We start from the raw sequence: 25,879 nt of genomic DNA, 5'->3' as shown, positions 1-25,879 counted from the left end.
AATTACATATAACTAAAAACCGCAGACCACCATCGCGCGTGTCGTATCCAGCATGCGATTGGCGAAACCCCATTCGTTGTCGCACCAGACCAGCGTTTTTATCAGGTGCGATCCACTGACCCGCGTCTGCGTACCGTCGACAATGGCACTGTGCGGATCGTGATTAAAATCAGCGGAAACTAATGGTAATTCCGTATAGTCAACTATACCACGAAATGCCCCATGCGCTGATTTTTGAAAAATAGCATTGATTTCATTAACATTTACGGCTTGTCTTACCGTCACGCTCAAATCAATGGCAGTGACATTGATGGTCGGTACGCGTACCGAAATCGCCTCAAAACGGTCAGTAAACTGCGGGAAGATACGCGTAATGCCTGCCGACAGTTTGGTATCCACAGGAATGATGGACTGGCTGGCCGCGCGGGTACGGCGCAAATCGCTATGGTATGCGTCGATCACGGGCTGATCGTTCATTGAAGAGTGGATGGTGGTGACCGTGCCGCTTTCAATACCGAACGATTCATCCAGCAATTTAATAATGGGGATAATGCAGTTGGTGGTACAGGAGGCGTTAGACACAATGTGGTGTTCTGGCTTCAACATTGTGTGATTGACGCCAAACACCACGGTGGCATCAATATCGTTGGCGCCGGGGTGAGAAAACAGCACCTTCTTGGCACCGGCGGCCAGATGCGCTTCGCCGTGCGCACGACTGCCATAGACGCCGCTGCAATCGAGCACCACATCAACGCCGAGTTCTCGCCAGGGCAGTCCCTCAATCTCACGCTGATGCAATAGCAGGATGGCGTCATCACCCACATAGAGCTGGTCACACTCCTGGCGTACATCCCAGGCAAAGCGTCCATGGCTGGTGTCATATTTAAGCAGGTGCGCCATACCTTCTGCGCTCGCCAGCTCATTGATCGCCACCACGCTAATATCGGCCCGGCGTCCGGATTCGTACAGCGCCCGTAACACACTGCGGCCAATACGACCAAAACCGTTTATCGCAATACGAATTGTCATCGCATTCTCTGTATCAAGCTGAACACTCGAATAGGTAAGCTGTATAGAATAATCAGTACCAACAGCGGAATAAACTGTTTAGTAACACTATTCTCGGGCAACGCCCCTGCCCTTGACGATCCACCTGCGGGATAATTCGCCGCTGTTCGGGATCAATCGCCCTAATTACGCCAACTGAAACGCTTCAGCTAGCATAATGCAAATTTTCATCAAAAGAAATATATCGCCCCTGGCGCTTGCAGAACAGTGACGCAGTTCAAAGAAAAGGCGGTATCGGCATGGCAAGAAACGGCGTCTTGCCATGCAAACCGGCGTATCAGACGGGCTTAGTATCCAAGAGATGAGGGTGGCGCAACATTTCTGCCAGTGCCAGCATCGCCAATGATTGCCCATAGGAGCGCTGGCGAATCGGCACGTCGGTATATTCTGGCAATGTCATAAACACCGGAGTACCGGAAGAGACTTCTGCCAGTTGCCCCTGTTGATCGATGCGCGCCAGCAGTGCGGCAATGGCGTTAACACCAGCATCGGCAAAGCGGCTATCGAGAATGCCGAGCCGATACCCCTTCAGAAAGGCGTAGGCCATCGCCGCTGTGGCTGACGACTCCTGATAGCTGTGCGGATCGTTGAGCAGCGTGTGCCACATGCCGTTTTCCGCCTGAGCGCTCAACAATGCTTCGCTCTGGCGCAAGAAGTTCTGTTCGATAAAACGCGACGACGCAGAGTGGCTTGCTCGCGTCAATTCCAGCAGTTCAACCGCCGTTATCGCCGCCCAGCCATTGCCCCGCCCCCACAGCGCACCGGCAAAATGGTGTTTTTCTGTGAAATGCCAGCCGTGCCGCCACAGGCCGCTGATGGGGTCACTTAAAAATTGCGTATGCAGCAAGAACTGATAGATGACGTCTTCGCAATAAGCCGGCTTGTTGAGCAGTTGTCCGGCCTTGACGTGGAACAGGCCGCTCATAAACAGCGTATCGACCCACAGTTGTCCCTCATTATTGCGCGTAGCCGTGGTATGGGCGAACCCGCCCATTTCGGTACGCAGCAGGTCCTGCGCTATCCACTCACCGTATTCATTCACCAGCGCGCGCCAGGGTGCATGTTCCTGCTGCTCCAACAGCGACACCAGCGTCAGCATCGGCGCGACGTGGTTGACATTCTTCACTGCCGCCTCTGCCTGATGGCGTTCAAACCAGGCGCTCAGGTAGTCGACATAAGTCTGATCCCCAGTCGCTTCGTACAAGCGCCATATGCCATACAACCCGACGCCTTGCGACCAGTCCCACAGTTCGATAGACATATCTGAACCGTAGGCACCGATGGATTTGAGATAAGCATCATCCTCACGAATGGCAATGATCTCCTCATATAACGCGGCGAGTTTTGCGGTAATGACTGATTTATCCAGCATGAGTTTCTTCCTGAAGGTTGGGTTACAGAGACGCGCTTAGCAGCAACATCTCTGTAACGTGGGGAGGTTATTCCCCAATGGCGACATTCGCCTCACGCAGCAGAGCGATTAAGTGCTGTTTCATTTCCGCGCTGGGCGGCGTCGCGGGAGCGGACACGGCGGCAGAAATTGACGAACCGGTGAGGCGAATCGCTTCTTTCTATCAGACCGGTAAACGGCACTTCCAGGGTATAGATCTTCGATAACACGGCCAGACGGCGTAGCAGCGCTTGCACCGCAACCATGTCCTTATCCAAAAAGGCCTGATAGATGCCACAGGTGATTTCCGGCGCAAAGTTGGAGGTGGCAGGGATCACACCATCGCCACCGAGCAGCAGCGTATCCAGGGCGTATTCATCAAAGCCGCAGAACACCAGAAAATTAGGATGGCGGTCTTTCACTTCCGTGATCACCTGGCGAATATGGCTCATGCAATCAACGGTATCTTTGATGCCCACAATATTGGCGCAGTTATCTGCCAGACGACCAATCAATTCCACAGACAGGTTTTGTCCAGTTAATGCCGGGAAGTTATATAATAACTGCGGAATAGCCACCGCATCAGCAATAGACTTGTAGTGATTATAAAGGCGTTCATCGGACATCAGCGCATAATAGGGATTCACAATCATCACCGCATCCGCACCAATATCTGATGCGTGTTGCGTTAATGCAATGGCTTCCTTCGTGGAACAGGATGCAGTCCCGATAATAACCGGTTTTCGCCCATTGACTTTTGCGACGCAAAATTCAGCAATGGCCTTGCGTTGCTCCTGCGAAAAATTGGCAAACTCCCCCGCACTCCCCAAAAATAAAAAACCGTTTACGGCAGAGTCGATTAATCTTTCAATTAATATTCCCATGCCTTCCGGATCAAATTGACCTTGCGCATCAAGAATCGTTGGAACCGGAGGAATAACACCCGCAAGTGTTTTAAACATAAGTCACCACCTTTTTCCGTATGTGGAAAATAAATATCGTTGCTATAATGAGGGTGGGCGCGCAGTGGGCCGCCCGAATTAAAACTAAAAATTAATTGCTGTTATTCTCTTTTAACGCTTTCAAACCGGCATTGATAACGTCAAGGATCTTGTCGGTATCATAAATACAACCTGCCCACGTTCCGCCACTGACCGCCTGCAAAGCCGCCCATAAGCGCGTATCGTCGGGCAAATCGGGGTGCGCCCGTAATTCAGGATGTAGCGGGCGGTTCGCCAGCTCGACAGCCCCCTCTTCGGGAGACAACGGGTGCCCTTCTGTACCAATAAAGTTGATGGAGCCAACCAGTTGATTACGGTCAATGATCATTTCGATAATGTCGCCATCGCGCAGCTTGCCGATCGGCCCACCCGCCAAGGCCTCCGGCCCAATATGACCAATACAGGCACCGGTGGATACGCCAGAGAAACGCGCATCGGTCAGTAGTGAAACGAACTTGCCATAGGAGAGGTGTTTCAGCGCTGACGTGAGCTGGTAAGTCTCTTCCATTCCGGTGCCCGACGGCCCACCGCCCATCACTACCATCATGTCACCCGCCTGAATCTCTCCGTGTTTGATGGCACGAATCCCCGCTTTTTCCGAGGTGAACACCTTGGCCTTGCCGGTGTGGCGATAAATGCCTTGTTCATCCACCACCGAGGCATCGATCGCCGTCGATTTAATCACGGACCCTTCCGGTGCAATGTTGCCGGAGGGAAAGGTAATGGTGGAGGTCAAACTGCGCGCCTTGGCCTGCTCAGGGCTCATGATCACTTCATCAGGCTGAACACCGTCACACGCCACCAGCAATTCGCGGAAACGGCGTCGACGCTCCGAGCGCTCCCATACATCGAGATTGTCGCCCAGCGTTTCGCCCGTCACCGTGAGCACATCTTCATGCAGCAACCCGAGTTTGCGCAGATGCAACATCACTTCCGGTACACCACCGGCCATAAAGGCCCGGACAGTAGGATGGTAGTCAGGTCCATTCGGCAATACGCTAACCAAGCGCGGCACTTTACGGTTGATGGCCATCCACTGCTCAACGGTCGGCGCTTTACAGCCCGCCGCATAGGCGATCGCAGGGATATGCAGTAACAGGTTGGTTGAACCGCCAAACGCAGCATGTACCGTCATCGCATTTTCAATGGCTTTGTCGGTGATAATATCTTTGGTAGTCAATCCCTTGAGCTGCATCAGCAGTGCCGCACGGGCAGACTGTCTGGCGATGTCCAGCCACACTTCCTGCCCCGAGGGTGCCAATGCCGAATGGGGCAACGCCATCCCTAACCCTTCGGCCACCACCTGTGAGGTGCCGGCAGTACCGAGGAACTGACAGCCGCCCCCCGGAGAGGCACAAGCCCGACACCCCAGTTCGGCAGCCTCTTTCAGGCTCAGTTCCTGGTTGGCAAAGCGAGCACCAATCGTCTGAATTTTTCCGGCATCCTCACCGTGCGTCGGCGGCAACGTTGCGCCGCCGGGCACGATAATCGTCGGTAAATGATGCGTTGCCGCCAGCGCAATCATCATCGCGGGCAAGCCTTTGTCACAGGTTGCCACGCCAATCACCGCTTTGCGGGTCGGCAAGGAGCGAATCAACCGCCGAAACACCATGGCGGCGTCATTGCGATAGGGCAAGGAGTCAAACATGCCGGTTGTCCCCTGCGAACGGCCATCGCAGGGATCGCTGACATAAGCGGCAAACGGCACGCCATTCTCTTTCGCGATGGTTTCAGCGGCGGCGCGCATCTGCAAGCCGATTTCCCAGTGCCCGGTATGATATCCCAACGCAATCGGACGACCATCCTCTGCGCGAATCCCCCCTTGCGTACCGAGGATTAGCACTTCGGTGCCGAGCAGGCGGTTTGGGTCCCACCCCATTCCCGCATTCAGCGTTAAACCAAAAATATTGCCGCTGGGTGAATCCACCAGCATTTCTGGCGTTAACGGCAGCGCCCCAGCCGGGCCTTCCGCGTGTGTTTTGATATTGTAGATGCCGGGATCTGCGCTATTAAAGATAACGTTAAGCGACATGATGGGAACTCCTTAATGGCCCGTATGCCTTACCCAAAAATACAACCGAAAATCTATTATCCTGCTGATGGCATTATTTGGCTGTTAAGCCATCGGCACTTGGTGCACGTTATCTACGCCAGCGAAATATTTCGTTCCGTTTTCGCGTCAAAGATATGGCACTTATCCATGTCAAACTGGAAATAGACCGTTTTATGCATCGCGCTGGCGATAATCACTCTGGCCTGTTCGGAAGTCATACGGCAGGTCAATTCGAAATTATCCACCTTCAGATACATAAAGAATTCGTGGCCCATGTTTTCCACGCGAATCAATTCTCCCTGAGAATGGCTTTCCGCAAACGGGGTTAATGAGACGCTGACATATTCCGGGCGCACGCCAAAAAACACGTCCTGACCGAGGTAGGCTTTGACCTTGTCCTGCTGCGAAGCATTGAGTGCCAGCGTGGAATTTCCCACCACCAATGCCACCTGCCCGTCCCGCTCCACCAGTTTGCTCGGTTTGATGTTCATCTCCGGCGCACCGATAAACCCCGCCACGAACATGTTCTTCGGGTAGTGATACAGGTTGTCTGGCGTATCCACCTGCATGATATGGCCCAGTTTCATCACGCAGATACGGTCGCCCATGGTCATCGCTTCGGTCTGGTCGTGGGTGACGTAGACGCTGGTCGCGGGTTTACCGCTTTTCTTTAACTGCTTGTGCAGGTCAGAAATGCGGATACGCATCGAGGCACGCAGCTTGGCGTCCAGGTTGGATAACGGTTCATCAAACAGGAACACATCCGGCTTTTTGACAATAGCGCGACCGACGGCGACGCGCTGCGCCTGACCACCGGACAACTGGCGCGGCAGACGATCCATCAGCTCTTCCAGTTCCAGAATTTTAGCCGCTTCGTTAACCTGTTCGTCGATCTTCTCTTTCGACAATTTTGCCAACTTCAGGCCGAACGCCAGATTCTCACGCACCGTCATATGGGGATAGAGCGCATAGTTCTGGAACACCATCGCAATACCGCGATCTTTCGGCACCAGATTATTCACGATGCGTTCGCCGATACGTACTTCACCGCCGCTGATGGTTTCCAACCCCGCCAACATGCGCAGGGTCGTTGATTTTGCACAACCCGAGGGCCCGACAATCACCATGAACTCACCGTCTTTGATGGTCAGGTCGATGCCATGCACCGCTTTGAAACCGTTGGAGTACACTTTCTCCAGTTTATTAAACGTAACTTCAGCCATGATAAATCCTCAATTAACCTTTAATTCCGCTGCTGGTGACGCCCTGTACGAAGTAGCGTTGAGCAAAGAAGAAAATAATGATGGACGGCAGAATAGAGATACTCGCCATCGCCAGAATTTCATTCCACGGCGCGCCTTCCGTCACGTCGATGGACATTTTCAGCGCCAGTGCAATCGGGTACTTATCCACGCTATAGACGTAGATCAGCGGACCGATAAAGTCGTTCATGGACCACATGAACTGGAACAACGCCACAGAAATAATGGCCGGTTTGAGGATCGGGACGACTACATACCACAGCACCTGGAAGGAGTTACAACCATCGATCTGGGCGGCCTCTTCCATATCACGCGGTACACCGCGCAGGAACTGGATCAGCATGAAGACAAAGAAACCCTGCGTGGCAAAGGCCAGCGGAATATAGAGCGGCATGTAGCTGTTCAGCATGCCCATTTCACGGAACATGATGTATTGCGGAATCAACAACACGGTGCTGGGCAGCAACATGGTGGTGATCAGCGTGGCAAACCAGAAGTTCTTCCACGGAATTTCAAAACGGGCAAAACCGTAGGCCACGATAGTGGAGGAAATAATGGTCAGTATGACTTTCGGGATCACATACTTGAAGGTATTCAGCATGTAATGACCAAAATTATATTCAGTACCGGTTTTCCACCCACGCACAAAGCCGTCACTGGTGGGATTCTCCGGCAACAGCCCCAGCGTGGTAAAGATCTCGTGGTTCGGCTTAAAGGAGGCCGAGAACATCCACACCAGCGGATAGAGCATCAACAGACCGACAATCAGCAGGATGGTGTAGCGGATGCTGGCATTGAATTTTTCACGGCGTAACGTCCGGCGCACTTCTGCCGCGGCAATCGCTTCAGCGGACGACATACCCGCGTGGCTTTGAGGTAAATCAGCCATTTTTGCCCCCTTTATCAGCAGAGTAGAACACCCAGTATTTCGATGATTTAAACGCCACCGCCGGTTATCACATAGGGCGCGGTAAACTCCTGAAACGCCTGGGTGGTCTGCATAATAAAGTTAAAGAAGATCACCGGCGTAATCAGCGGCACGGTCACTTTGATGAACATCTGCCATTTGGTGGCACCGTCAATCATCGCCGCTTCGTACTGCGATTGCGGCACGTTTCGCAATGCGGCCAGGAAGATCACCATCGCGGAACCAAACTGCCAGACGCGCAATAGGGTCACTGACATCAGCGCCAGCGACGGTTCACCCAGCCAGTTCACCGCTTCAATGCCGAGAATGCCAAGGAAACTGTTCAGCAGTCCATCAATGGCAAACAGGGCGCGCCACAGCACGGCAATCGCCACGCTACTGCCGAGAATTGACGGAATATAATAGGCGGTACGGAAAAAACCGATGCCGCGCAGCTTGAAGTTAAGAACGAACGCAATGCCTAATGCAAACGCCAGTTTTAACGGAATGGTCAGAAAAACATAGGCAAAGGTTACGCCCATGGATTTCCAGAACAAGGCGTCCTCTGTCAGCATATAACGGTAGTTTTCCACCCCGTTAAATACGGGCGGATTCATTAAATCATATTCAGTAAAACTCAGTACAAACGATGAGACAAAGGGGAATGCCGTAAATATCAACAGCCCTATAATATAGGGTGAGACATAGGCCAGACCCAATAGCTTGTTTTCATTCATGGGTACTTACCTGTTGAGATGTAACAGAGTAATGTTATTTACCCTGTTACAAATAAAAGCCCTGGTGTTGAATATCCCCGCTGATTGACTCATATCAGCGGGAACGTGCGTAACAAATTAAAAAAGTACTCTTGTCGTCGGGTGAAGGTACTGCCTACGCCCGGCATTATTTTTTTGCAGAAAATCAGTGTTTTCTGTCAGATTTTATCAAATACCATCAGATGATTCTTTTCAGTACACGTTCACCTGCTTTCGGGAAACCGGTCGCAACGTCTTCGATAGACAGTTTTCCGTAATCATATTGCTGGAGATAATCCAGGAATACCGACAGCAGTTTTTGGTTCTCAAAATAAGAGGAAACTTTTACATCACCAGACAGCTTATTCACTTGCTCCAACGACTGCGCCTGAATATCACCGCTTTTCAAGATGCCCTCTTTTTCCAACGTCGCGACAGCGATTTTGCTCAGCGGAATACCGCGTTGCAGACCCATGGTTTTGATGCCAGCAGGATCGTTAAGCATGTAGTTAATGAACTTGGCCGCTTCTTCTGGGTTTTTGGTGTTATTCCCGATAGAAAAAATCTGTGAAGGTTTAAAGAACAAACCGGAATCTTTCGCCCCAGGCAGCATCGGGTACGGTCCCAGCACCAGCTGTGACGGCGCCTTAAGGCTGTCAGCGTAAGTGCCTTCAGTGGTCCAGATGTAGGTGCCACCCAGTTTGCCTTCCAGCCACGGGCGAATCTCCCAGGCGTTGGCTTTACCAAAGGCGGTGAAATACTTCATGGAAGGAATAACGTGGTTATCCACCAGCTTTTTATACAAGCCAAAGAATTCCAGCCACTGTTCCGGGGTGTAATTAAACTGTTTTTTCTCTTCATCGATCATGGCGATGTTGTATTTCTGCACCATGTACGAATTGAGGAAGGTCAGAATCGAGGTATCCACCGCGCCGAGGAAGAACGGATAGTATTCATCCCCCAGTTTGCTTTTAAATACCGGACCAGCTTTCAGGATATCATCCCAGGTTTGCGGATATTCCAACCCTGCCTGCTGCCAGACGTTGGCGTTGTAATACATTAAACGAGCAGTTAGCGCGATAGGAATACCGTTCAGTTTTCCACCGCGTGTTACCAGGTTTTTGCCCTGATCGGTAAACTGGCTCAGGTCTATGTACTGAGACAATTTATTCAGATCGTAAAACCCTTCACCATTTTTGGAAAAAAGCTCTAACCAGTTCCAGTTAATCTGCATCACATCAGGTTCTGTTGAACCCGCGAGCTGAGTACTGACGCGGGAAAGATAGCCATCCCACCCGCTTGGCTCTGCTTTTATCGTAACGGTTGGATGTTGCACTTTATACTGATCGATGGTGGCGCGTGTCGCTTCATGGCGTTGGTTCCCTCCCCACCATGAAAAACGCATTTCAGTGTCAGCGTGGCTCAGCGCTGGCGACAACATCATCAATAAAGCGGAATAACGCAGGAGCTTTTTCATTTTCATTTATATCATTCTCCATCATTGATACGTATTGGCAATGTCAGGCATTTATCCGCAGAGTCATATGATGAAGACGTATTAGGACTCACTGCGTGTAGGGTGCGGATAAAGATCTGTTCTTAAAATCGCTATACCCTAAATAATTCGAGTTGCAGGAAGGCGGCAAGGGAGCGAATCCCGATGAGCTTACATAAGTAAGTGATTCGGGTAAGCGAGTGCAGCCAACGCGCATGCAACTCGAATTATTTAGGGTATAATTGGCTATCCATTTCCTCCGATATATCCCCCAGTGTAAGATTGACCCTCTGGTTATACCCTAAATAATTCCAGTCGCGGGAAGGCGGCAAGCGAATGAATCCCGATGAGCTTACTCAAGTAAGTGATTCGGGTGAATAAACACAGCCAACGCACCTGCAACTTGAAGTATGACGGGGATAGAGGGCCATCATGTTAAATAACCACCTATTTACGCGGTGGCAGTTTTACCGCCAGATCCTTAATCCGCACAGGTAATTCAGTACGTAAAGAGCGGTTGGCCGCGATACCAGTCAGAATGGAAAGTGCGCCATCCTGATAATCCGCAGCACGGTTTAGCGGATCGGGTTCCGAGATACCAAACAGATGGCGCAGCATCACATCATCACCGCCGCCGTGCCCGCCAACGCCTTGCACCACGGGGACGACATACGGCTCGTCAAACATCGGGAACACTTTGATTTCACAGCCGCGCAGTGCGCCTTCGTCTGATTTTTTGCCGCCGCCGTTAACGTAGGATTTCTCGACCAGTTTCATCTCGATACGACCGCGGCTGCCGTTAAACACCACGTTCAGCCCTTCCCACGGCAGATAAGCATTCAGCGAGTAGGTCATGATGGCTTTGCTTTTGTAGCGCACGATCACGCCAAGCGTATCTTCGATATTAATGCCATCGTCAAACACGCTCTTATCGCGGTAATAACCATCTTCATGCTCGGCGTTGAGGTACAGCGAGGTCAGTTGCTTGCTGTCTTTCATGTGCAAGGCAAAGGGGTCGTTGGCCGCCGCCTCGCTACCATGGGAGCGGTTATAAAACTCGGTCACGCCGCGCTCTTCCGCATTGGCTTTGCCGTAGAAACGCAAATCGCCCTGTGCATAGACGGTTTCCGGTTCAGAGTTGAGCCAGAAATTGACCAGATCGAAATGGTGTGTGGATTTATGGACTAACAGACCACCGCTGTTACGTTTGTCGCGGTGCCAACGGCGGAAATAATCTGCGCCGTGCTCGGTGTTCAGCAGCCATTCAAAATGCACGGAATACACTTCACCGATAATGTTGGCGGCAATCAGCTCGCGAATCTTGCTGTGGTGTGGTGCATAACGGTAGTTAAAGGTAACGCGCAGGCTACGCCCGGTGCGCGCGACGGCATCGATAATTTCCTGACACTTCTCTTCATCAATGGTCATGGGTTTTTCACTGATAACATCACAGCCCAGTTCCATGGCGCGCACAATATAGTGATGGTGCGTACGATCAATGGAAGTGACGATGACGAAATCAGGACGCGTTTCCGCGATCATTTTATCGAATTCATCCGCCTTGTACGTTGGCACGGACTGATGCTCAAACTCGCCAATCATGGCGTTGGCATAATCCATTCGCGTTTGGTTGCTGTCGCAAAAGGCGACCAGACGACCTTCCTGGCGGTAATCACGCGCTATTGCGGTCAGGAACAGACCGGAGCGGCCCCCCGTCCCCACTAAGGCATACTTTTTCATAACGACTCCGTAGTTATTAACTGCTTTCACTGGTGTGAACCCTGGCTGAGCATCACCTTGGATCTAAAAAAAACGGTATCCCGATATCACTTTCTGTAGCGAATGGCTGACAGCGTGTAACAAGCGCTATCTAATGTGTTGACAGCATCCTATCCGCTCGCTATATTTTCCACATATGGAAATCATTTTTTATATATGGAATTTAAAGTCAGTATAGTGGCCAACAATAAGGTGCACAAGATGAAAAAAAAGCCAGAAACCTGCGTCACGTCTCAAATCATTGAGAAAAATGCAGCTGACACCCCAGAAGCACATGCACCCGTTGACGCTAGCGATGCCCTTTCTCTCGCGACAAAATCCACCGCACCGGCGTTAACCAAAGGGTTTGCAATACTCAATCTGATTGCCAAGGAACCGGGGCTTAACCTGACAGCGATAAAAGACCGCCTGGGACTTCCCAGCAGCAGTTGCCACCACCTGGTCACCACGCTGTGCCAACTGGGTGCCTTACAGCAGCAACCGGTGCAGGGGGGATATATTCTGGGGCTGAAGCTGTTTGAACTGGGCACCATCGCAGCAAATCAACGACGCATTGAAGAATTTGCCTTACCCGCGTTGAAGGCCTTGGCACAGGAACTTCAGTTAACGTGCCATCTGGGCGTGATGGAAGGGAGCGAAGCGGTTTATCTTTTGAAGGTTGAAGGCAACAGCAGCATTCAGGTCAACACCTGGGTAGGAAAACGCCTGTCACTGCACAGCTCCTCGCTGGGCAAGGTGCTGCTTGCCTGGTTACCGGAACAGGCGTTGGAAAAAAAGCTCAGCCATATCGGCTGGCAAACGAAAACAGCCAGTACGCTCACCTCGCCAGACGCCTATCGCCAGCATCTCATCGGTGTTCGTCAGCAGGGATGGGCGTTTGATAATGAAGAAGATATCGTTAATATCCGCTGCCTTGCCGCGCCGATAACCGACAGCAGTGGGCAGGTCATTGCCGCCATCAGTGCGGTTGGCACGGTGCTGGATATCGACCCGGCAAAGCTGGAATGGATTATCGACCCACTGTGCCGCACCGCTGCCCATATCTCCCGGCAGTTGGGGAAGTAAATCAGGCATAAAAAAACGGCGTCTAACAGACGCCGTTTTATACGATTAAACCCGAAGACTTACTTCAGCAGCGCGCTGGCCTTTGCCACCACGTTATCCACCGTAAAGCCAAACACCTCGAACAGTTTTTCCGCCGGAGCCGATTCGCCGAAGCTCGTCATGCCCACAATCGCCCCGTTCAGGCCGACATACTTGTACCAGTAGTCAGCAATGCCCGCTTCGATCGCCACGCGGGCGCTCACCGCTTTCGGCAGCACCGCTTCACGGTAGGCCGCTTCCTGCTTGTCGAACGCATCGGTGGACGGCATGGAAACCACACGTACCTTGTGGCCCTGTGCGCTCAGCACGTCGTAAGCCGCCACCGCCAGTTCCACTTCTGAACCGGTAGCAATCAGGATCAGGTCCGGCTGGCCGTCGCTGTCTTTCAGCACGTAAGCGCCTTTCGCCACGTCCGCCAGTTGCTGCGCGGTGCGTGCCTGTTGGGCCAGGTTTTGACGCGACAGGATCAGCGCTGTCGGGCCATCCTTGCGCTCGATGGCGTATTTCCAGGCCACCGCGGTTTCTACCTGATCCGCCGGACGCCAGGTGCTCATGTTTGGTGTCACGCGCAGGCTCGCCATTTGCTCTACCGGCTGGTGCGTCGGGCCGTCTTCACCCAGACCGATGGAGTCATGGGTATAGACGTAGATGCTGCGGATTTTCATCAGTGCGGCCATACGCACCGCGTTACGGGCATATTCCACAAACATCAGGAAGGTCGCGGTATACGGCAGGAAGCCGCCGTACAGCGCCAGACCGTTGGCGATGGCGGTCATGCCGAACTCGCGCACCCCGTAGTGGATGTAGTTGCCTGCCGGGTCTTTATCCAGCGAGACCGAGCCGGACCAGATGGTCAGGTTGCTCGGTGCCAGGTCGGCAGAGCCGCCGAGGAATTCCGGCAGCAGCTTGCCGTAGGCTTCCAGCGCGTTCTGCGAGGCTTTGCGGCTGGCAATTTTCGCCGGGTTGGCTTGCAGCGCTTCAATGAATTTCTGAGCATCAGCCTGCCAGTTGGTCGGCAGGTCGCCAACGGTGCGGCGTTTGAATTCGGCAGCCAGTTCCGGATAGGCCTTGGCATAGGCGGCAAACGTCTCGCGCCAGGCACTTTCTTTCTGTGCGCCAGCCGCCTTGGCATCCCAGGCGGCATAGATGTCAGCAGGGATTTCAAACGGCGGGTATTTCCAGCCCAGCTGTTCGCGTGAAGCGGCCACTTCAGCGTCACCCAGCGGCGCACCGTGGGAATCGTGCGTGCCGGCCTTGTTCGGTGAACCAAAACCAATCACGGTTTTGCACATCAGCAGAGACGGTTTGTCCGTTACCGCGCGCGCCTGCTCGACAGCGCGGGTGATGGCATCGGCGTCATGGCCGTCGACCCCACGCACCACGTGCCAGCCGTACGCTTCAAAGCGTGCTGCGGTGTCATCGATAAACCAGCCTTCCACGTGACCGTCAATGGAGATGCCGTTGTCATCATAGAACGCCACCAGCTTGCCCAGCTTCAGGGTACCGGCCAGCGAGCACACCTCATGGGAGATGCCTTCCATCATGCAGCCATCACCCATGAACACGTAGGTGAAGTGGTCAACGATATCGTGACCCGGGCGGTTGAACTGCGCCGCCAGCGTGCGTTCCGCCAGGGCCATGCCGACCGCGTTGGCGATACCCTGCCCGAGTGGGCCGGTGGTGGTTTCCACGCCGTCGGTGTAACCGTACTCCGGGTGCCCCGGGGTTTTGGAATGCAGTTGGCGGAAATTCTTGAGCGCTTCAATCGGTAGGTTGTAGCCGGTGAGGTGCAGTAGGCTGTAGATGAGCATGGAAGCGTGACCGTTGGAGAGAACGAAACGGTCGCGGTTGGCCCAGTGCGGGTTAGCCGGGTTGTGATTAAGGTAATCGCGCCACAGGACTTCGGCGATATCTGCCATACCCATGGGTGCGCCCGGGTGACCGGATTTGGCTTTTTGCACGCCATCCATGCTGAGTGCACGGATTGCGTTGGCAAGTTCTTTACGAGAGGACATGCTTTACTCCAGATCGGATTGAACAGATGTCTTGCCAAACATACGTTTAACAATCAATACGTTAGCCAGGAAGACCAAAGAGAGATGGCTATAAATGTACATGAAAATGCAGGCGATTGCACATGGAACCATTGGCGAAATAACAGGATTTCATGGCTATTTTGCGCCAAACAGGATTTTAACTATCATACATGCAACAAACCCTGCTGAAAGTGCGAGTGAATTCGCCGTTTTCCGATATTAAGACCATTCGCTTTCCTCTATTTTGAAACCGAGTTTCATCATAGTGGTCGATTAAAAAGAACATCGTTTCTGCCTTACCGTCAGCAGAACCTGCATGTGTCTAGAAACCAGTGAGGAAAATAAGGGTATGAGGATCAGAATACCGCTGTTAGCTCTGACTATCACCAGCCTGCTGAGCGGCTGTCAAAATCTGGATAACAACACGCTGATGCAATCTGGGGTGCAGGCGTTTCAGGCGGCAACACTGAGCGATGCGCAAGTCAAAACGCTCAGCGAACAGTCTTGTGCACAAATGGATAAAGAGGCCAACATCGCCCCCGCCGATAGCAGCTATACGAAACGACTGAACAGCATCGCCGATGCGCTCGGGCACGACATCAATGGCACTCCCGCTAACTATAAGGTGTACCTGACTAAAGACGTGAATGCCTGGGCAATGGCCAATGGCTGCATTCGCGTCTACAGCGGATTGATGGATATCATGACGGACAATGAAGTCGAAGGGGTGCTGGGGCATGAAATGGGGCATGTGGCCTTAGGTCATAGCCGTAAGGCGATGCAGGTGGCCTATGCCACCAGCGCGGCCCGCACTGCCGTCGCCTCGGCAGGCGGCATGGCAACCTCGTTATCACAATCCCAGTTGGCTGATATGGGAGAACAGTTGGTGAATGCTCAGTTTTCTCAAACGCAAGAGCGTCAGGCCGACGACTACTCTTTCGACTTGCTAAAACGGCGTAACATCGACCAGCAGGGGTTAGCCAGCAGCTTTGAAAAATTGGCCAAACTGGATGCGGGCCGACAAAGCAGTATGTTTGATTCACACCCTGCCGCCGAAGAACGCGCGCAACATATTCGCGATCGTATCGCCGCAGGCAAGTAACCTAACCGATACACTCACCGCAGCGAAGTATCACATCGGTACATCGCTGCAATTATCTGCTGAAGGGATTGTTGCGCCTACGTTATTATTTTGTCCTTAACAGAAAGACCATTTAACCTATAGGGATAATTCATAATAACGATGATGCCCCTTCTGACGGCATAAGAAATAACAGATGTTGACCTTCATCAATACCCCACCATTATTAAAATAAACAAAAGTAATTAATAATAAAAATTCAATCAATTATACTAATTAATCTTTTCGCCAATACCTATTAATTAAATAGCGTAACACACTGTATTTTCAATACATTATATTTTTTAATAGGAAAATTCCCTAAATTTGATATGATAGCCACGCGAGAGTTGTAGAAATTTGTCAATTTTATCATTGAGATAGGATGGTTATTTTCTTTAGTCCTATTTTTGAGATAGTGGATCCGTAAAACAGATAAATATTTCAGATTATTTCACAGTGATTTTTGGATGACTAACCCGACGAGCGCAATATTGACAACAATATTTGAGATATGTTTTTTTTAAATAAACTCATAAAGTCAAAACACCATGGATATGAGAATTTTTAGCAAATGCAACTTTACGCTTGTCGGCTTACGTGAAATTTTTTCACGTGTCTCTACGCTGCATGTAAAGTCCGCAAACCGATTTACATTGATACCCCAAGGAAGAAAAAAATGCATTTTTATCATCGATGGCGCGAGTGAAGGCTTCGAGGAATACTACGCATCGATAAAATGTCACTTTTATGACATTGTTTCCGTTTTCATCATTATCAATAATTCAAACCATGAACCTGTTTGCATTGATGAAAAAACGGTGCTTATTCCTAAATCAACGCCCATTAGCTACTTTTATAACGTGTTGAACGTAAAAGAAATTCATGAGAGTGGTGCCGCTCAGCCAGTGAGACTCTCTAAATCCGAGCATGCGGTATTTCGCTACTGGAGTGAGGGATATTCTCCAGACGTGATCGCGGAACGGGTGGGAATTAATAAAAAGTCAGTACTGAACAGCAAAGCCAGGCTGTTAAACAAATATGGCGTGCACGACAAGAACTCCCTGCTGCTGATTGCCACCATCCTGTTTAAGCGAAAAATCATTAAACTGAGTGAAAGCAGCGAAAACGCGCCTTAAGCGCGTCGGATGCCGTAAACCGAAATAAAAAAGGAGGCTAACGCCTCCTTTTCTTCCTTATGCCTTCAGATTAGGCATCTTCAAGGTAAGTGTAGCCATACAGCCCACTTTCGAACTCATCCAGGAACTGCGACTGAATGTCGGCAGGCAGGTTGGTTTCCTTCACCTGATCGCGGAAACGGGCCATCAGAACTTCGGGATCCAACTGGACGTATTCCAGCATGTCTGCCACCGTATTCCCTTCATCAGACTCTTCCAGTTCAATGGAGCCGTCTTGGAACACGTAAACATCCACCGTCGCCGTATCGCCAAACAGGTTATGCATGTTGCCCAGGATTTCCTGATAGGCACCAATCATAAAGAAGCCCAGCAGCGGCGGGTTTTCCGGATCATAAGGCGGCATCGGCATGGTGGTCGCGATACCATCACCATCAATGTAATGGTCGATGGTCCCATCCGAGTCACAGGTAATATCCAGCAGTACAGCGCGGCGCTCAGGCAGTTTGTCCAGACCTTCTAGCGGCAGCACCGGGAACAGTTGATCGATCCCCCACGCATCCGGCATCGACTGGAACAGCGAAAAATTCACATACAATTTATCCGCCATGCGCTCCTGTAATTCGTCGATGATTGGACGGTGCGCACGGTTGCTGGGATCAAGCTGTTGCTGAATCTGCTGGCAGATGCTGAGATAAAGTTGCTCCGCTTTTGCCCGCTGCGTCAGATTTAACATCCCGTGCGTATATTGAGTATGCACATCATGCAAATCCATCTGGCTGTCGTGCAACCATTCACGCAAGGAACGCCGCGTTCCCGGCATTTTGATCTCCTGCCAGGTTGACCACAGGCTTTCCAACGCACGAGGATCGTCCTCTTCCGGCGGCGTCGGCTCGCTGAATTCGTTGCGCTCTACCCCAATGATATTGGACACCAGCACCGTGTGGTGTGCGGTCACCGCACGCCCGGATTCAGTGATCACCATCGGGTGCGGCAAGCCATGCTCGTTACAGGCATCGCCAATGCCCCAAATCACGTTATTGGCGTATTCGTTCAGGCCATAGTTTACCGAGCAGTCGGACTGAGAACGAGTGCCCTCATAATCCACGCCCAATCCACCACCGACGTCGAAACACTGAATGTTGACGCCCAGCTTGTGCAGCTCCACATAGAAACGGGCAGATTCACGCACGCCCGTGGCGATATCGCGAATATTGGCCAACTGAGAGCCGAGATGGAAGTGCAACAGTTGCAGGCTGTCCAAACGCCCTGCTTCGCGCAGCATCTCGACCAGTTGCAGAACCTGTACGGCGGCCAGACCAAATTTGGATTTTTCGCCGCCGCTGGATTGCCACTTGCCAGAACCTTGCGAGGCCAGACGCGCACGCACGCCGAGGCGGGGCACTACGTTGAGTTGCTCGGCCTCTTCCAGCACCAGTTTAATCTCGGACATCTTCTCGATGACCAGATACACCTTGTGCCCCAATTTCTCGCCGATCAGCGCCAGACGGATGTATTCGCGATCTTTGTAACCGTTACACACGATCACCGTGCGCGTCATACCCGCATGTCCCAACACTGCCATCAATTCAGCTTTTGAGCCCGCTTCCAGTCCCAGCGGTTCACCTGAATTCACCAGCGATTCAATCACACGCCGATGCTGGTTAACCTTGATGGGATACACCAGGAAATAGCCGCCTTCATAGCCGAAGGACTCACGCGCACGACGAAACGCGGCGTTAATCGAACGCAAACGGTGTTGCAGGATTTGCGGAAAACAGAACAGCGCAGGCAAACGCTGATTGTCCTGCTGCATCTCTTTCACCAGCCGCGCCAAATCGACGCGGGCTTCAGGCACGTCCGGATCCGGGCAAACGCTGATATGCCCCAACTCGTTCACGTCGTAATAGTTGTTGCCCCACCAGGCAATGTTGTACGTCCGTAGCATCTCGCTGGCATTGCGGTCATTCATGGCCACCTCTTGCATAGAGCGCAAATATTCACGTTTACCCGTCGCTGACGAGCCATTTTCAATCATATCGTCAGACATAACGAACCTCTTTATTCATTCCACTCATCACATTACGACCTGTCCCAAAACGCTGTGTTACGTCCATCCACGTTGATGGCAACAGCAGTGAAAAAACTGGCTGCATGCAGTATGCCGCCGTTATGTGACCTTTATTAGTGTAGTAAAACACGCTAGCAGACTCCGTCGCACCCGCGAGAGAAAACGTAACAATCCGTGCCTGCGCGACTAAGGCAGCAGCACACGCGTTGGGTTACACACCTAAAAAACGAGAAAGACAACGCACGCAAACGCGGCAAAAACCCTGAACATAGGCGTATCAGCCTGCCCGGGAGTCCTGCGTTAAGCTCATGGACACGCGACTTCGGGAAACAGCAGAGTGAGAAGAAAAAAAGAAAGGCTGAGTATTTGACGCCGATACGTCAAAAGAAACCTGTTGCGATTGCAACGGACTCGGCAAACCGTGGATCATTAAACCTATCACCTCCGTGCCGCCGCAACGATTGCGGTCAGGCTATGGGTAAAAACAGGGAGCGTACACCCTTTCCGCTACGCATTACGGCGCACTGCGACCGCTCGCCGTTTATACCGATATGTGGGGGGAAAAGCAAAATGAAAATCACTTTTCAACCTTTTGTACCCTAAAAAATTCGAGTTGCAGGAAGGCGGCAGGTGCTGTTCCGTAGAGTGAATCATCAGGGATGAGATTTATTTATCCCGATGAGCTTACTCAAGCAAGTGATTCGGGTGACAAATCTGCCGGGAGCAGATTTGAACGCCGCGTGCGGCGGCCTCATCAGAGGTGAGGCCCAGGGATGGGCCGAATAACGAACGCAGCCAACGCATCTGCGTGCTTGAAGTATGGCGGGGAAAACGGCAATACAATATTTCGATGATAGCTGTCCTGAAACAAAAAACCGCTGGTAATCCGTCCGCCAAGTGACCTAGAATAGCCATCCAGATGTTAATCCATCTATACTGTTTTACTGACACATCGCGACTACTACAGCATTTGCTTTGAAGGTATAAAAACGCATGGCTAAACACCTTTTTACGTCGGAATCCGTTTCTGAAGGGCATCCGGACAAGATTGCAGACCAGATCTCTGATGCGGTTCTTGACGCCATTTTGGAACAAGACCCCAAGGCGCGCGTCGCCTGTGAGACTTACGTGAAAACCGGTATGGTGTTAGTGGGCGGTGAGATCACCACCAGCGCCTGGGTGGATATTGAAGAGATCACGCGTCGTACGGTACGTGAGATTGGTTACGTCAACTCCGAGATGGGGTTCGATGCCAACTCCTGCGCCGTGTTAAGCGCCATCGGCAAACAATCGCCAGATATCAATCAGGGCGTCGATCGCAGCAATCCGCTGGAACAAGGTGCGGGCGATCAGGGTCTGATGTTCGGTTATGCCACCAATGAAACCGATGTACTGATGCCAGCGCCTATCACCTACGCTCACCGTTTGGTACAGCGTCAGGCTGAAGTACGCAAGAACGGCACGCTGCCGTGGCTGCGCCCGGATGCAAAAAGCCAGGTTACCTTCCAATATGATGACGGCAAAATTGTCGGTATTGACGCGGTAGTCCTGTCAACACAGCACGCAGAAGACATTGCGCAAAGCGATTTGCATGAAGCGGTGATGGAAGAGATCATCAAGCCGGTTCTGCCGTCTGAATGGCTCTCTGCCAGCACCAAATTCTTTATCAACCCAACAGGCCGTTTTGTTATCGGTGGCCCGATGGGTGACTGCGGTTTGACCGGTCGCAAAATTATCGTGGATACCTACGGCGGTGCCGCGCGTCACGGCGGCGGTGCGTTTTCCGGTAAAGATCCGTCCAAGGTGGACCGCTCTGCGGCCTATGCCGCGCGTTATGTGGCGAAGAACATCATCGCTGCGGGTTTGGCCGATCGCTGTGAGATTCAGGTTTCCTACGCCATCGGCGTTGCCGAACCGACCTCGATCATGATCGAAACCTTTGGCACAGAGAAAATCCCGGCAGAGCGCCTCACTCAGTTAGTACGCGAGTTCTTCGATCTGCGTCCTTACGGGTTGATCCAGATGCTCGATCTGCTGCACCCGATTTATCAGGAAACTGCCGCTTACGGTCACTTTGGCCGCGAGCACTTCCCGTGGGAGAAAACCGACAAGGCCGCACAACTGCGCGCCTCTGCCGGTCTGTAACACCCACAAGGCATTCCGTGCTTTTATACCCTAAATAATTCGGGTTGCAGGAAGGCGGCAAGAGAAGGACAAATCTGTCTGGAACAGATTTGAACGCCGCCTGCGGCGGCCTCGTAAGAGGTGAGGCTCAGGGATGGGCCGAATAACGAACGCCGCCAACGCATCTGCAACTTGAAGTATGACGGGTATAGTTGCATCCCGTTTGGACTCGTTCTATCCTCAACCCCATGAACTCGCCTCGCATCCCTATCGCGCTCCATAACGCTGTCATGCACTGTCTGCGTGAACGCCTGCAATTCGCTAATCAAGCCTTAGGCAGCCAGTATTCGGAGCCCAGCGTCAGCTATCAGCAGCGCGGAGCAACCGCCGGGACCGCCTGGCTCCAGCAATGGGAAATCCGTCTGAACCCGGTGCTGTTGCTGGAAAACCAGCAGGCTTTCATTGATGAGGTCGTCCCCCACGAACTGGCTCATCTGCTGGTGTATGCCCGCTTCGGTCGCGTAGCGCCCCATGGCAAAGAATGGCGCTGGATGATGGAACAGATTCTGCAAACCCCGGCGAAACGCACGCACCGCTTCGCCACGGCCTCAGTGCAGGGCAAAACCTACCCTTATCGTTGCGCCTGTCAGCAGCATCAGCTAAGCGTACGTCGCCATTACCGTGCCCAACGTGGCGATGCCACCTATAGCTGCCTGAAGTGCGGTAAACCACTCCAGTTTGACGCCGTGCCACAGACCTGAGCCTTTCGCTCTCACGGCACAACAAAATGCACAGTATCCATTTGCGTGACAGGTCGACGTTCGCTACTCTGCGCGTTTTACGCCAATGAGTAGATTTGGAACATGCTTCGCAACATTCTTGTTATTTCCACACTGAGTGGTGCACTGTTTTCGGCGTTTGCCGCAGCGCAAACCATCAATAACTTCACTCAGGCCAAAGCCATTGCCGCGCAAATTCATCAGGACGCCCCCGGCTCCTTCTATTGCGGTTGTCGTATCTCCTGGGACGGCAAAAAAGGCACCCCTGACCTCGCCTCCTGCGGTTATACCGTGCGCAAAAATGCCGATCGTGCTCAGCGTATCGAGTGGGAACACGTGGTGCCGGCCTGGCAGTTCGGCCATCAACGCCAATGCTGGCAAGACGGCGGTAGAAAGAACTGTACCCGCGATGAGGTGTATCGCGACATGGAAACCGACCTGCACAACCTGCAACCCAGTGTTGGTGAGGTGAATGGCGATCGCGGTAACTTCATGTATGGCCAATGGAACGGTGGCGAAGGCCAATACGGCCAATGCGCGATGAAGATTGATTTCAAAAACAAGCTGGCAGAACCGCCCGAGCGGGCACGCGGGGCTATCGCCCGGACCTATTTTTATATGCGCGATCGCTACCAGCTGCGGCTTTCAAGCCAGCAAACTCAATTGTTTACCGCATGGGACAAGCGCTACCCGGTGACCCCCTGGGAATGCACCCGTGACCAGCGCATTGCCGAGCAGCAGGGAAATCATAATCCTTACGTTCAGCAGGCTTGCCAGCGCTAGTTCCACTACCTACTATAGAGCGTTCAACCAACGCCGCTGACCACGACATTTGCGGCGGCGATAACGTAGCAACATCGCCGCCAGACACGCGCTTGTGAATCACCGAAGGCCAAGATAGACCTATGCGAATACCGCGTATTTTTCACCCCGCGACCGTGCCGCTCACGGGGGGTGACATCGAATTAAGCGACGATGCTGCCAATCATGTGGGCCGCGTGCTGCGCATGAATCCGGGCGAAGCAGTGCAACTTTTTGACGGCAGCAACCACGTTTTTGCCGCCGAGATCCTATCGGTCAGTAAAAAACAGGTTATCGTCCGCACGCAGCCTGGCGTTTGGCAGGACAAAGAGTCACCGCTCCATCTGCATCTGGGTCAGGTGATGTCGCGCGGCGAGAAGATGGAGTTCACCGTGCAAAAATCCATTGAGCTCGGGGTTAATGTCATCACACCGCTGTTTTCTGAACGTTGCGGCGTGAAGCTGGACGGTGAGCGACTCGAGAAAAAAATCGCGCAGTGGCAAAAAATCGCCATCGCCGCCTGTGAACAGTGTGGCCGAAACAAGATCCCTGAAATCCGGCCCGCCATGTCGCTCGACGCGTGGTGTACCGAGCACGATGAAGCGCTGAAATTGAATTTACACCCGCGCGCGAAGCACAGCATTAATACGCTGCCTGCACCGCTCTCGCGCGTTCGGTTACTCATTGGTCCCGAAGGGGGCCTGTCTGCCGATGAGATCGCGATGACGGCCCAGCACCACTTCACTGACATTCTGTTGGGGCCGCGCGTTTTACGTACTGAAACGACTGCACTTACCGCCATTACCGCCTTACAGGTGCGTTTCGGCGATGTGGGGTAAAGGAGAAAAACCATGATCAAGCTCGGCATCGTGATGGATCCTATCGATTCCATCAACATCAAGAAAGACACCAGCTTTGCCATGCTGTTAGAAGCGCAACGCCGCGGTTATGAGCTGCATTACATGGAGATGAACGACCTCTATCTTCATGCCGGTGAAGCCCGTGCCACCACGCGTCGCCTCAGCGTACAGTACGACTATGACGGCTGGTACGATTTTCACGGTGAGCAGGATATTGCCCTGCACGAACTGGATGCGGTCCTGATGCGTAAGGATCCGCCGTTCGATACCGAATTCATCTATGCCACCTATATTCTGGAACGGGCAGAAGAAAAAGGCACGCTGATCGTCAACAAACCGCAAAGTCTGCGTGACTGTAACGAGAAGCTGTTTACCGCCTGGTTCCCACACCTGACGCCGGATACGCTGGTCACGCGCCGCGCCGACAAGCTGCGTCAGTTCCACCAGCAGCATGGTGATGTGATCCTCAAACCGCTGGATGGTATGGGCGGCGCGTCAATTTTCCGGTTGAAACAGGATGACGCTAACGTTTCGGTTATCATCGAAACCCTGACCGAACACGGCCAGCGCTATTGCATGGCGCAAAACTACCTGCCCGCCATCAAAGACGGTGACAAACGCATTCTGGTGGTGGACGGCGAACCCGTGCCCTATTGCCTGGCGCGTATCCCGAAAAGCGGGGAAACGCGCGGTAATCTGGCCGCAGGCGGACGCGGTGAAGCACGCCCGCTGACGGAAAGCGATTGGCAAATCGCTCGTGCGGTAGCACCTACGTTGAAACAGAAAGGGCTGATTTTTGTCGGTCTTGATGTCATCGGCGATCGACTGACCGAAATCAACGTGACCAGCCCTACCTGCGTGCGGGAAATCGAAGCGGCATTTCCTGATGTTTCCATCACCGGTATGCTGATGGATGCCATTGAGCACCGCCTGGCCGATCGCCAGCGTTAATGTTCTAAACGTTAAGGTTCTTGGCAGTAATGTGCTCTACGTTAAGGCACTTCGCGTTAAGGTATCTTGCATTGCGGTGCCCAGCATGAGGGATATCCACCGATACCAGCCCGTGGCAACACGGGCTTCCCCTTCTCCCTGACAAGAGCGAATAACCACGCACAATGAATTTACAGCATCATTTTCTTATCGCCATGCCAGCCGTTCAGGACCCGGTGTTCAAACGCGCCCTGATCTATATTTTCGAGCACAACGAAGACGGCGCAATGGGGCTTATCGTCAACAAACCGATGGACCAATTTTCGGTAGAAGATATCCTGAGCAAGCTGCATATCGAACCAACGCCGCGCGATCCCGATATTCGTCTGGATAAACCGGTGTTTTCCGGTGGTCCACTGGCGGACGATCGTGGTTTTATTCTGCACACGCCGCAATCGGGTTTTGGCTCCAGCATCAGTATTTCCAGCGATGTGATGGTTACCACGTCAAAAGATGTGCTGGAGACACTGGGCACGCCGACACAGCCCCGAGAAACGATGGTTGCTTTGGGCTATTCCGGCTGGGAACAGGGACAATTGGAAACTGAGCTGCTGGAGAACGTGTGGCTCACCGCCCCGGCAGAAGCCGATATCCTGTTCCATACCCCGATAGCCAAGCGTTGGCGCATGGCAGCCAAAAGGATTGGTATCGATATCCATAATATCGTCGCCGATGCGGGGCATGCCTGATGACCAACCGAACCCTGATGGCCTTCGATTTTGGCACCAAAAGCATCGGCGTAGCCATCGGCCAAGAGGTCACCGGCACCGCGCGACCGCTTACCGCGTTCAAGGCGCAGGATGGCGTGCCTGACTGGAATCAGGTAGAAAAAGTGATCAACGAGTGGCAGCCTGATTTACTGGTGGTGGGATTACCGCTGAACATGGATGGCAGCGAGCAGGAGCTGACAGCAAGAGCACGCAAGTTCGCCAACCGCTTACACGGTCGTTTCGGCAAACCGGTCGAACTACAGGATGAACGTCTGAGCACCGTAGAAGCACGGGCAGACCTGTTTGAACGCGGCGGGTTTCGCGCATTGAATAAAGGCCAGGTGGATGCCACCTCGGCCGTCATTATTCTGGAAAGCTGGTTCAGTCGTCAAACGCCGGGGCAGTAAAGCGATACCCAGTCAGTTTCACGCAGCAAGG

The 25,879-nt window shown here is 52.6% G+C and carries 19 protein-coding genes and 2 pseudogenes; 10 read left to right on the top strand and 11 right to left on the bottom strand.

Annotation, left to right across the window (positions count from 1 at the left end):
* Nucleotides 1–12: 12 nt before the first annotated feature.
* The 9 genes and pseudogenes from epd to K6K13_RS05415 form a co-directional block, all read right to left on the bottom strand.
* Nucleotides 13–1,029 carry an erythrose-4-phosphate dehydrogenase gene (epd, locus tag K6K13_RS05455; RefSeq protein WP_222159870.1) on the bottom strand — a complete coding sequence of 339 codons (1,017 nt, stop codon included), beginning with the start codon at nucleotides 1,027–1,029 and terminating at the stop codon, nucleotides 13–15.
* A gap of 316 nt (nucleotides 1,030–1,345) precedes the next feature.
* Nucleotides 1,346–2,440 (bottom strand): glycoside hydrolase family 88/105 protein, encoded by a 1,095-nt coding sequence (locus K6K13_RS05450; protein ID WP_222159869.1) that lies wholly within the window; start codon nucleotides 2,438–2,440, stop codon nucleotides 1,346–1,348.
* 67 nt (nucleotides 2,441–2,507) lie between these two features.
* Nucleotides 2,508–3,420: pseudogene (locus K6K13_RS05445) on the bottom strand (dihydrodipicolinate synthase family protein).
* 91 nt (nucleotides 3,421–3,511) lie between these two features.
* Nucleotides 3,512–5,491 carry a YjhG/YagF family D-xylonate dehydratase gene (locus K6K13_RS05440; protein WP_222159868.1) on the bottom strand — a complete coding sequence of 660 codons (1,980 nt, stop codon included), beginning with the start codon at nucleotides 5,489–5,491 and terminating at the stop codon, nucleotides 3,512–3,514.
* A 113-nt stretch (nucleotides 5,492–5,604) separates the two neighbouring features.
* Nucleotides 5,605–6,735, bottom strand: coding sequence for an ABC transporter ATP-binding protein (locus tag K6K13_RS05435; RefSeq protein WP_222159867.1), 1,131 nt, complete (start codon nucleotides 6,733–6,735; stop codon nucleotides 5,605–5,607).
* A gap of 13 nt (nucleotides 6,736–6,748) precedes the next feature.
* Nucleotides 6,749–7,633 carry a carbohydrate ABC transporter permease gene (locus K6K13_RS05430; RefSeq protein WP_434064605.1) on the bottom strand — a complete coding sequence of 295 codons (885 nt, stop codon included), beginning with the start codon at nucleotides 7,631–7,633 and terminating at the stop codon, nucleotides 6,749–6,751.
* A gap of 22 nt (nucleotides 7,634–7,655) precedes the next feature.
* A pseudogene (locus K6K13_RS05425) lies at nucleotides 7,656–8,418 on the bottom strand (carbohydrate ABC transporter permease).
* 217 nt (nucleotides 8,419–8,635) lie between these two features.
* Nucleotides 8,636–9,913, bottom strand: coding sequence for an ABC transporter substrate-binding protein (locus K6K13_RS05420; protein WP_222160975.1), 1,278 nt, complete (start codon nucleotides 9,911–9,913; stop codon nucleotides 8,636–8,638).
* A gap of 465 nt (nucleotides 9,914–10,378) precedes the next feature.
* Nucleotides 10,379–11,671: a Gfo/Idh/MocA family protein gene (locus K6K13_RS05415; protein ID WP_222159865.1), complete on the bottom strand. Its 1,293-nt coding sequence runs from the start codon at nucleotides 11,669–11,671 to the stop codon at nucleotides 10,379–10,381.
* A 240-nt stretch (nucleotides 11,672–11,911) separates the two neighbouring features.
* Here K6K13_RS05415 and K6K13_RS05410 point away from each other — a divergent pair, with 240 nt between their 5' ends.
* On the top strand, nucleotides 11,912–12,775 hold the full coding sequence (locus K6K13_RS05410) for an IclR family transcriptional regulator (protein WP_222159864.1): 864 nt from the start codon (nucleotides 11,912–11,914) through the stop codon (nucleotides 12,773–12,775).
* A 59-nt stretch (nucleotides 12,776–12,834) separates the two neighbouring features.
* On the opposite strand, the gene tkt is transcribed toward K6K13_RS05410, so the two are convergent.
* On the bottom strand, nucleotides 12,835–14,829 hold the full coding sequence (gene tkt / locus K6K13_RS05405; protein WP_222159863.1) for a transketolase: 1,995 nt from the start codon (nucleotides 14,827–14,829) through the stop codon (nucleotides 12,835–12,837).
* 370 nt (nucleotides 14,830–15,199) lie between these two features.
* Here tkt and loiP point away from each other — a divergent pair, with 370 nt between their 5' ends.
* Together loiP and K6K13_RS05395 are read left to right on the top strand one after the other, a co-directional pair.
* Nucleotides 15,200–15,952 carry a metalloprotease LoiP gene (loiP, locus tag K6K13_RS05400; protein ID WP_222159862.1) on the top strand — a complete coding sequence of 251 codons (753 nt, stop codon included), beginning with the start codon at nucleotides 15,200–15,202 and terminating at the stop codon, nucleotides 15,950–15,952.
* Between the two features lie 569 nt (nucleotides 15,953–16,521).
* Entirely contained in the window at nucleotides 16,522–17,109 is a 588-nt protein-coding gene (locus tag K6K13_RS05395) for a helix-turn-helix transcriptional regulator (protein WP_222159861.1), read from the top strand.
* A gap of 70 nt (nucleotides 17,110–17,179) precedes the next feature.
* Here K6K13_RS05395 and speA read toward each other — a convergent pair whose 3' ends face one another.
* On the bottom strand, nucleotides 17,180–19,156 hold the full coding sequence (gene speA, locus K6K13_RS05390; RefSeq protein ID WP_222159860.1) for a biosynthetic arginine decarboxylase: 1,977 nt from the start codon (nucleotides 19,154–19,156) through the stop codon (nucleotides 17,180–17,182).
* A 1,014-nt stretch (nucleotides 19,157–20,170) separates the two neighbouring features.
* Between speA and metK the strand changes: the two genes are divergently transcribed.
* The 7 genes from metK to ruvX all read left to right on the top strand — a co-directional run bounded on the left by metK (nucleotide 20,171) and on the right by ruvX (nucleotide 25,848).
* A complete protein-coding gene (metK, locus tag K6K13_RS05385) occupies nucleotides 20,171–21,322 on the top strand; it encodes a methionine adenosyltransferase (RefSeq protein ID WP_222159859.1) in 1,152 nt (383 codons plus the stop codon).
* 227 nt (nucleotides 21,323–21,549) lie between these two features.
* Nucleotides 21,550–22,062, top strand: a complete 513-nt coding sequence (locus tag K6K13_RS05380; RefSeq protein ID WP_222159858.1) for a SprT family zinc-dependent metalloprotease — start codon at nucleotides 21,550–21,552, stop codon at nucleotides 22,060–22,062.
* A 102-nt stretch (nucleotides 22,063–22,164) separates the two neighbouring features.
* Nucleotides 22,165–22,863, top strand: coding sequence for a deoxyribonuclease I (endA, locus tag K6K13_RS05375; RefSeq protein WP_222159857.1), 699 nt, complete (start codon nucleotides 22,165–22,167; stop codon nucleotides 22,861–22,863).
* Between the two features lie 122 nt (nucleotides 22,864–22,985).
* On the top strand, nucleotides 22,986–23,720 hold the full coding sequence (gene rsmE, locus K6K13_RS05370) for a 16S rRNA (uracil(1498)-N(3))-methyltransferase (RefSeq protein ID WP_222159856.1): 735 nt from the start codon (nucleotides 22,986–22,988) through the stop codon (nucleotides 23,718–23,720).
* Nucleotides 23,721–23,732: 12 nt separating this feature from the next.
* The gene (gene gshB, locus K6K13_RS05365) at nucleotides 23,733–24,692 is read left to right on the top strand and encodes a glutathione synthase (protein WP_222159855.1); all 960 of its coding nucleotides are present in this window, start codon (nucleotides 23,733–23,735) and stop codon (nucleotides 24,690–24,692) included.
* Between the two features lie 164 nt (nucleotides 24,693–24,856).
* Nucleotides 24,857–25,420 carry a YqgE/AlgH family protein gene (locus tag K6K13_RS05360; RefSeq protein ID WP_222159854.1) on the top strand — a complete coding sequence of 188 codons (564 nt, stop codon included), beginning with the start codon at nucleotides 24,857–24,859 and terminating at the stop codon, nucleotides 25,418–25,420.
* Nucleotides 25,420–25,848 carry a Holliday junction resolvase RuvX gene (ruvX, locus tag K6K13_RS05355; RefSeq protein ID WP_222159853.1) on the top strand — a complete coding sequence of 143 codons (429 nt, stop codon included), beginning with the start codon at nucleotides 25,420–25,422 and terminating at the stop codon, nucleotides 25,846–25,848. The genes K6K13_RS05360 and ruvX overlap by 1 nt, the downstream gene beginning before the upstream one ends.
* Nucleotides 25,849–25,879: the final 31 nt, after the last annotated feature.

This window comes from Symbiopectobacterium purcellii, assembly GCF_019797845.1.
Taxonomy (GTDB): Bacteria; Pseudomonadota; Gammaproteobacteria; order Enterobacterales; family Enterobacteriaceae; genus Symbiopectobacterium; species Symbiopectobacterium purcellii.
This window is presented reverse-complemented; position numbering and strand designations above follow the sequence as displayed.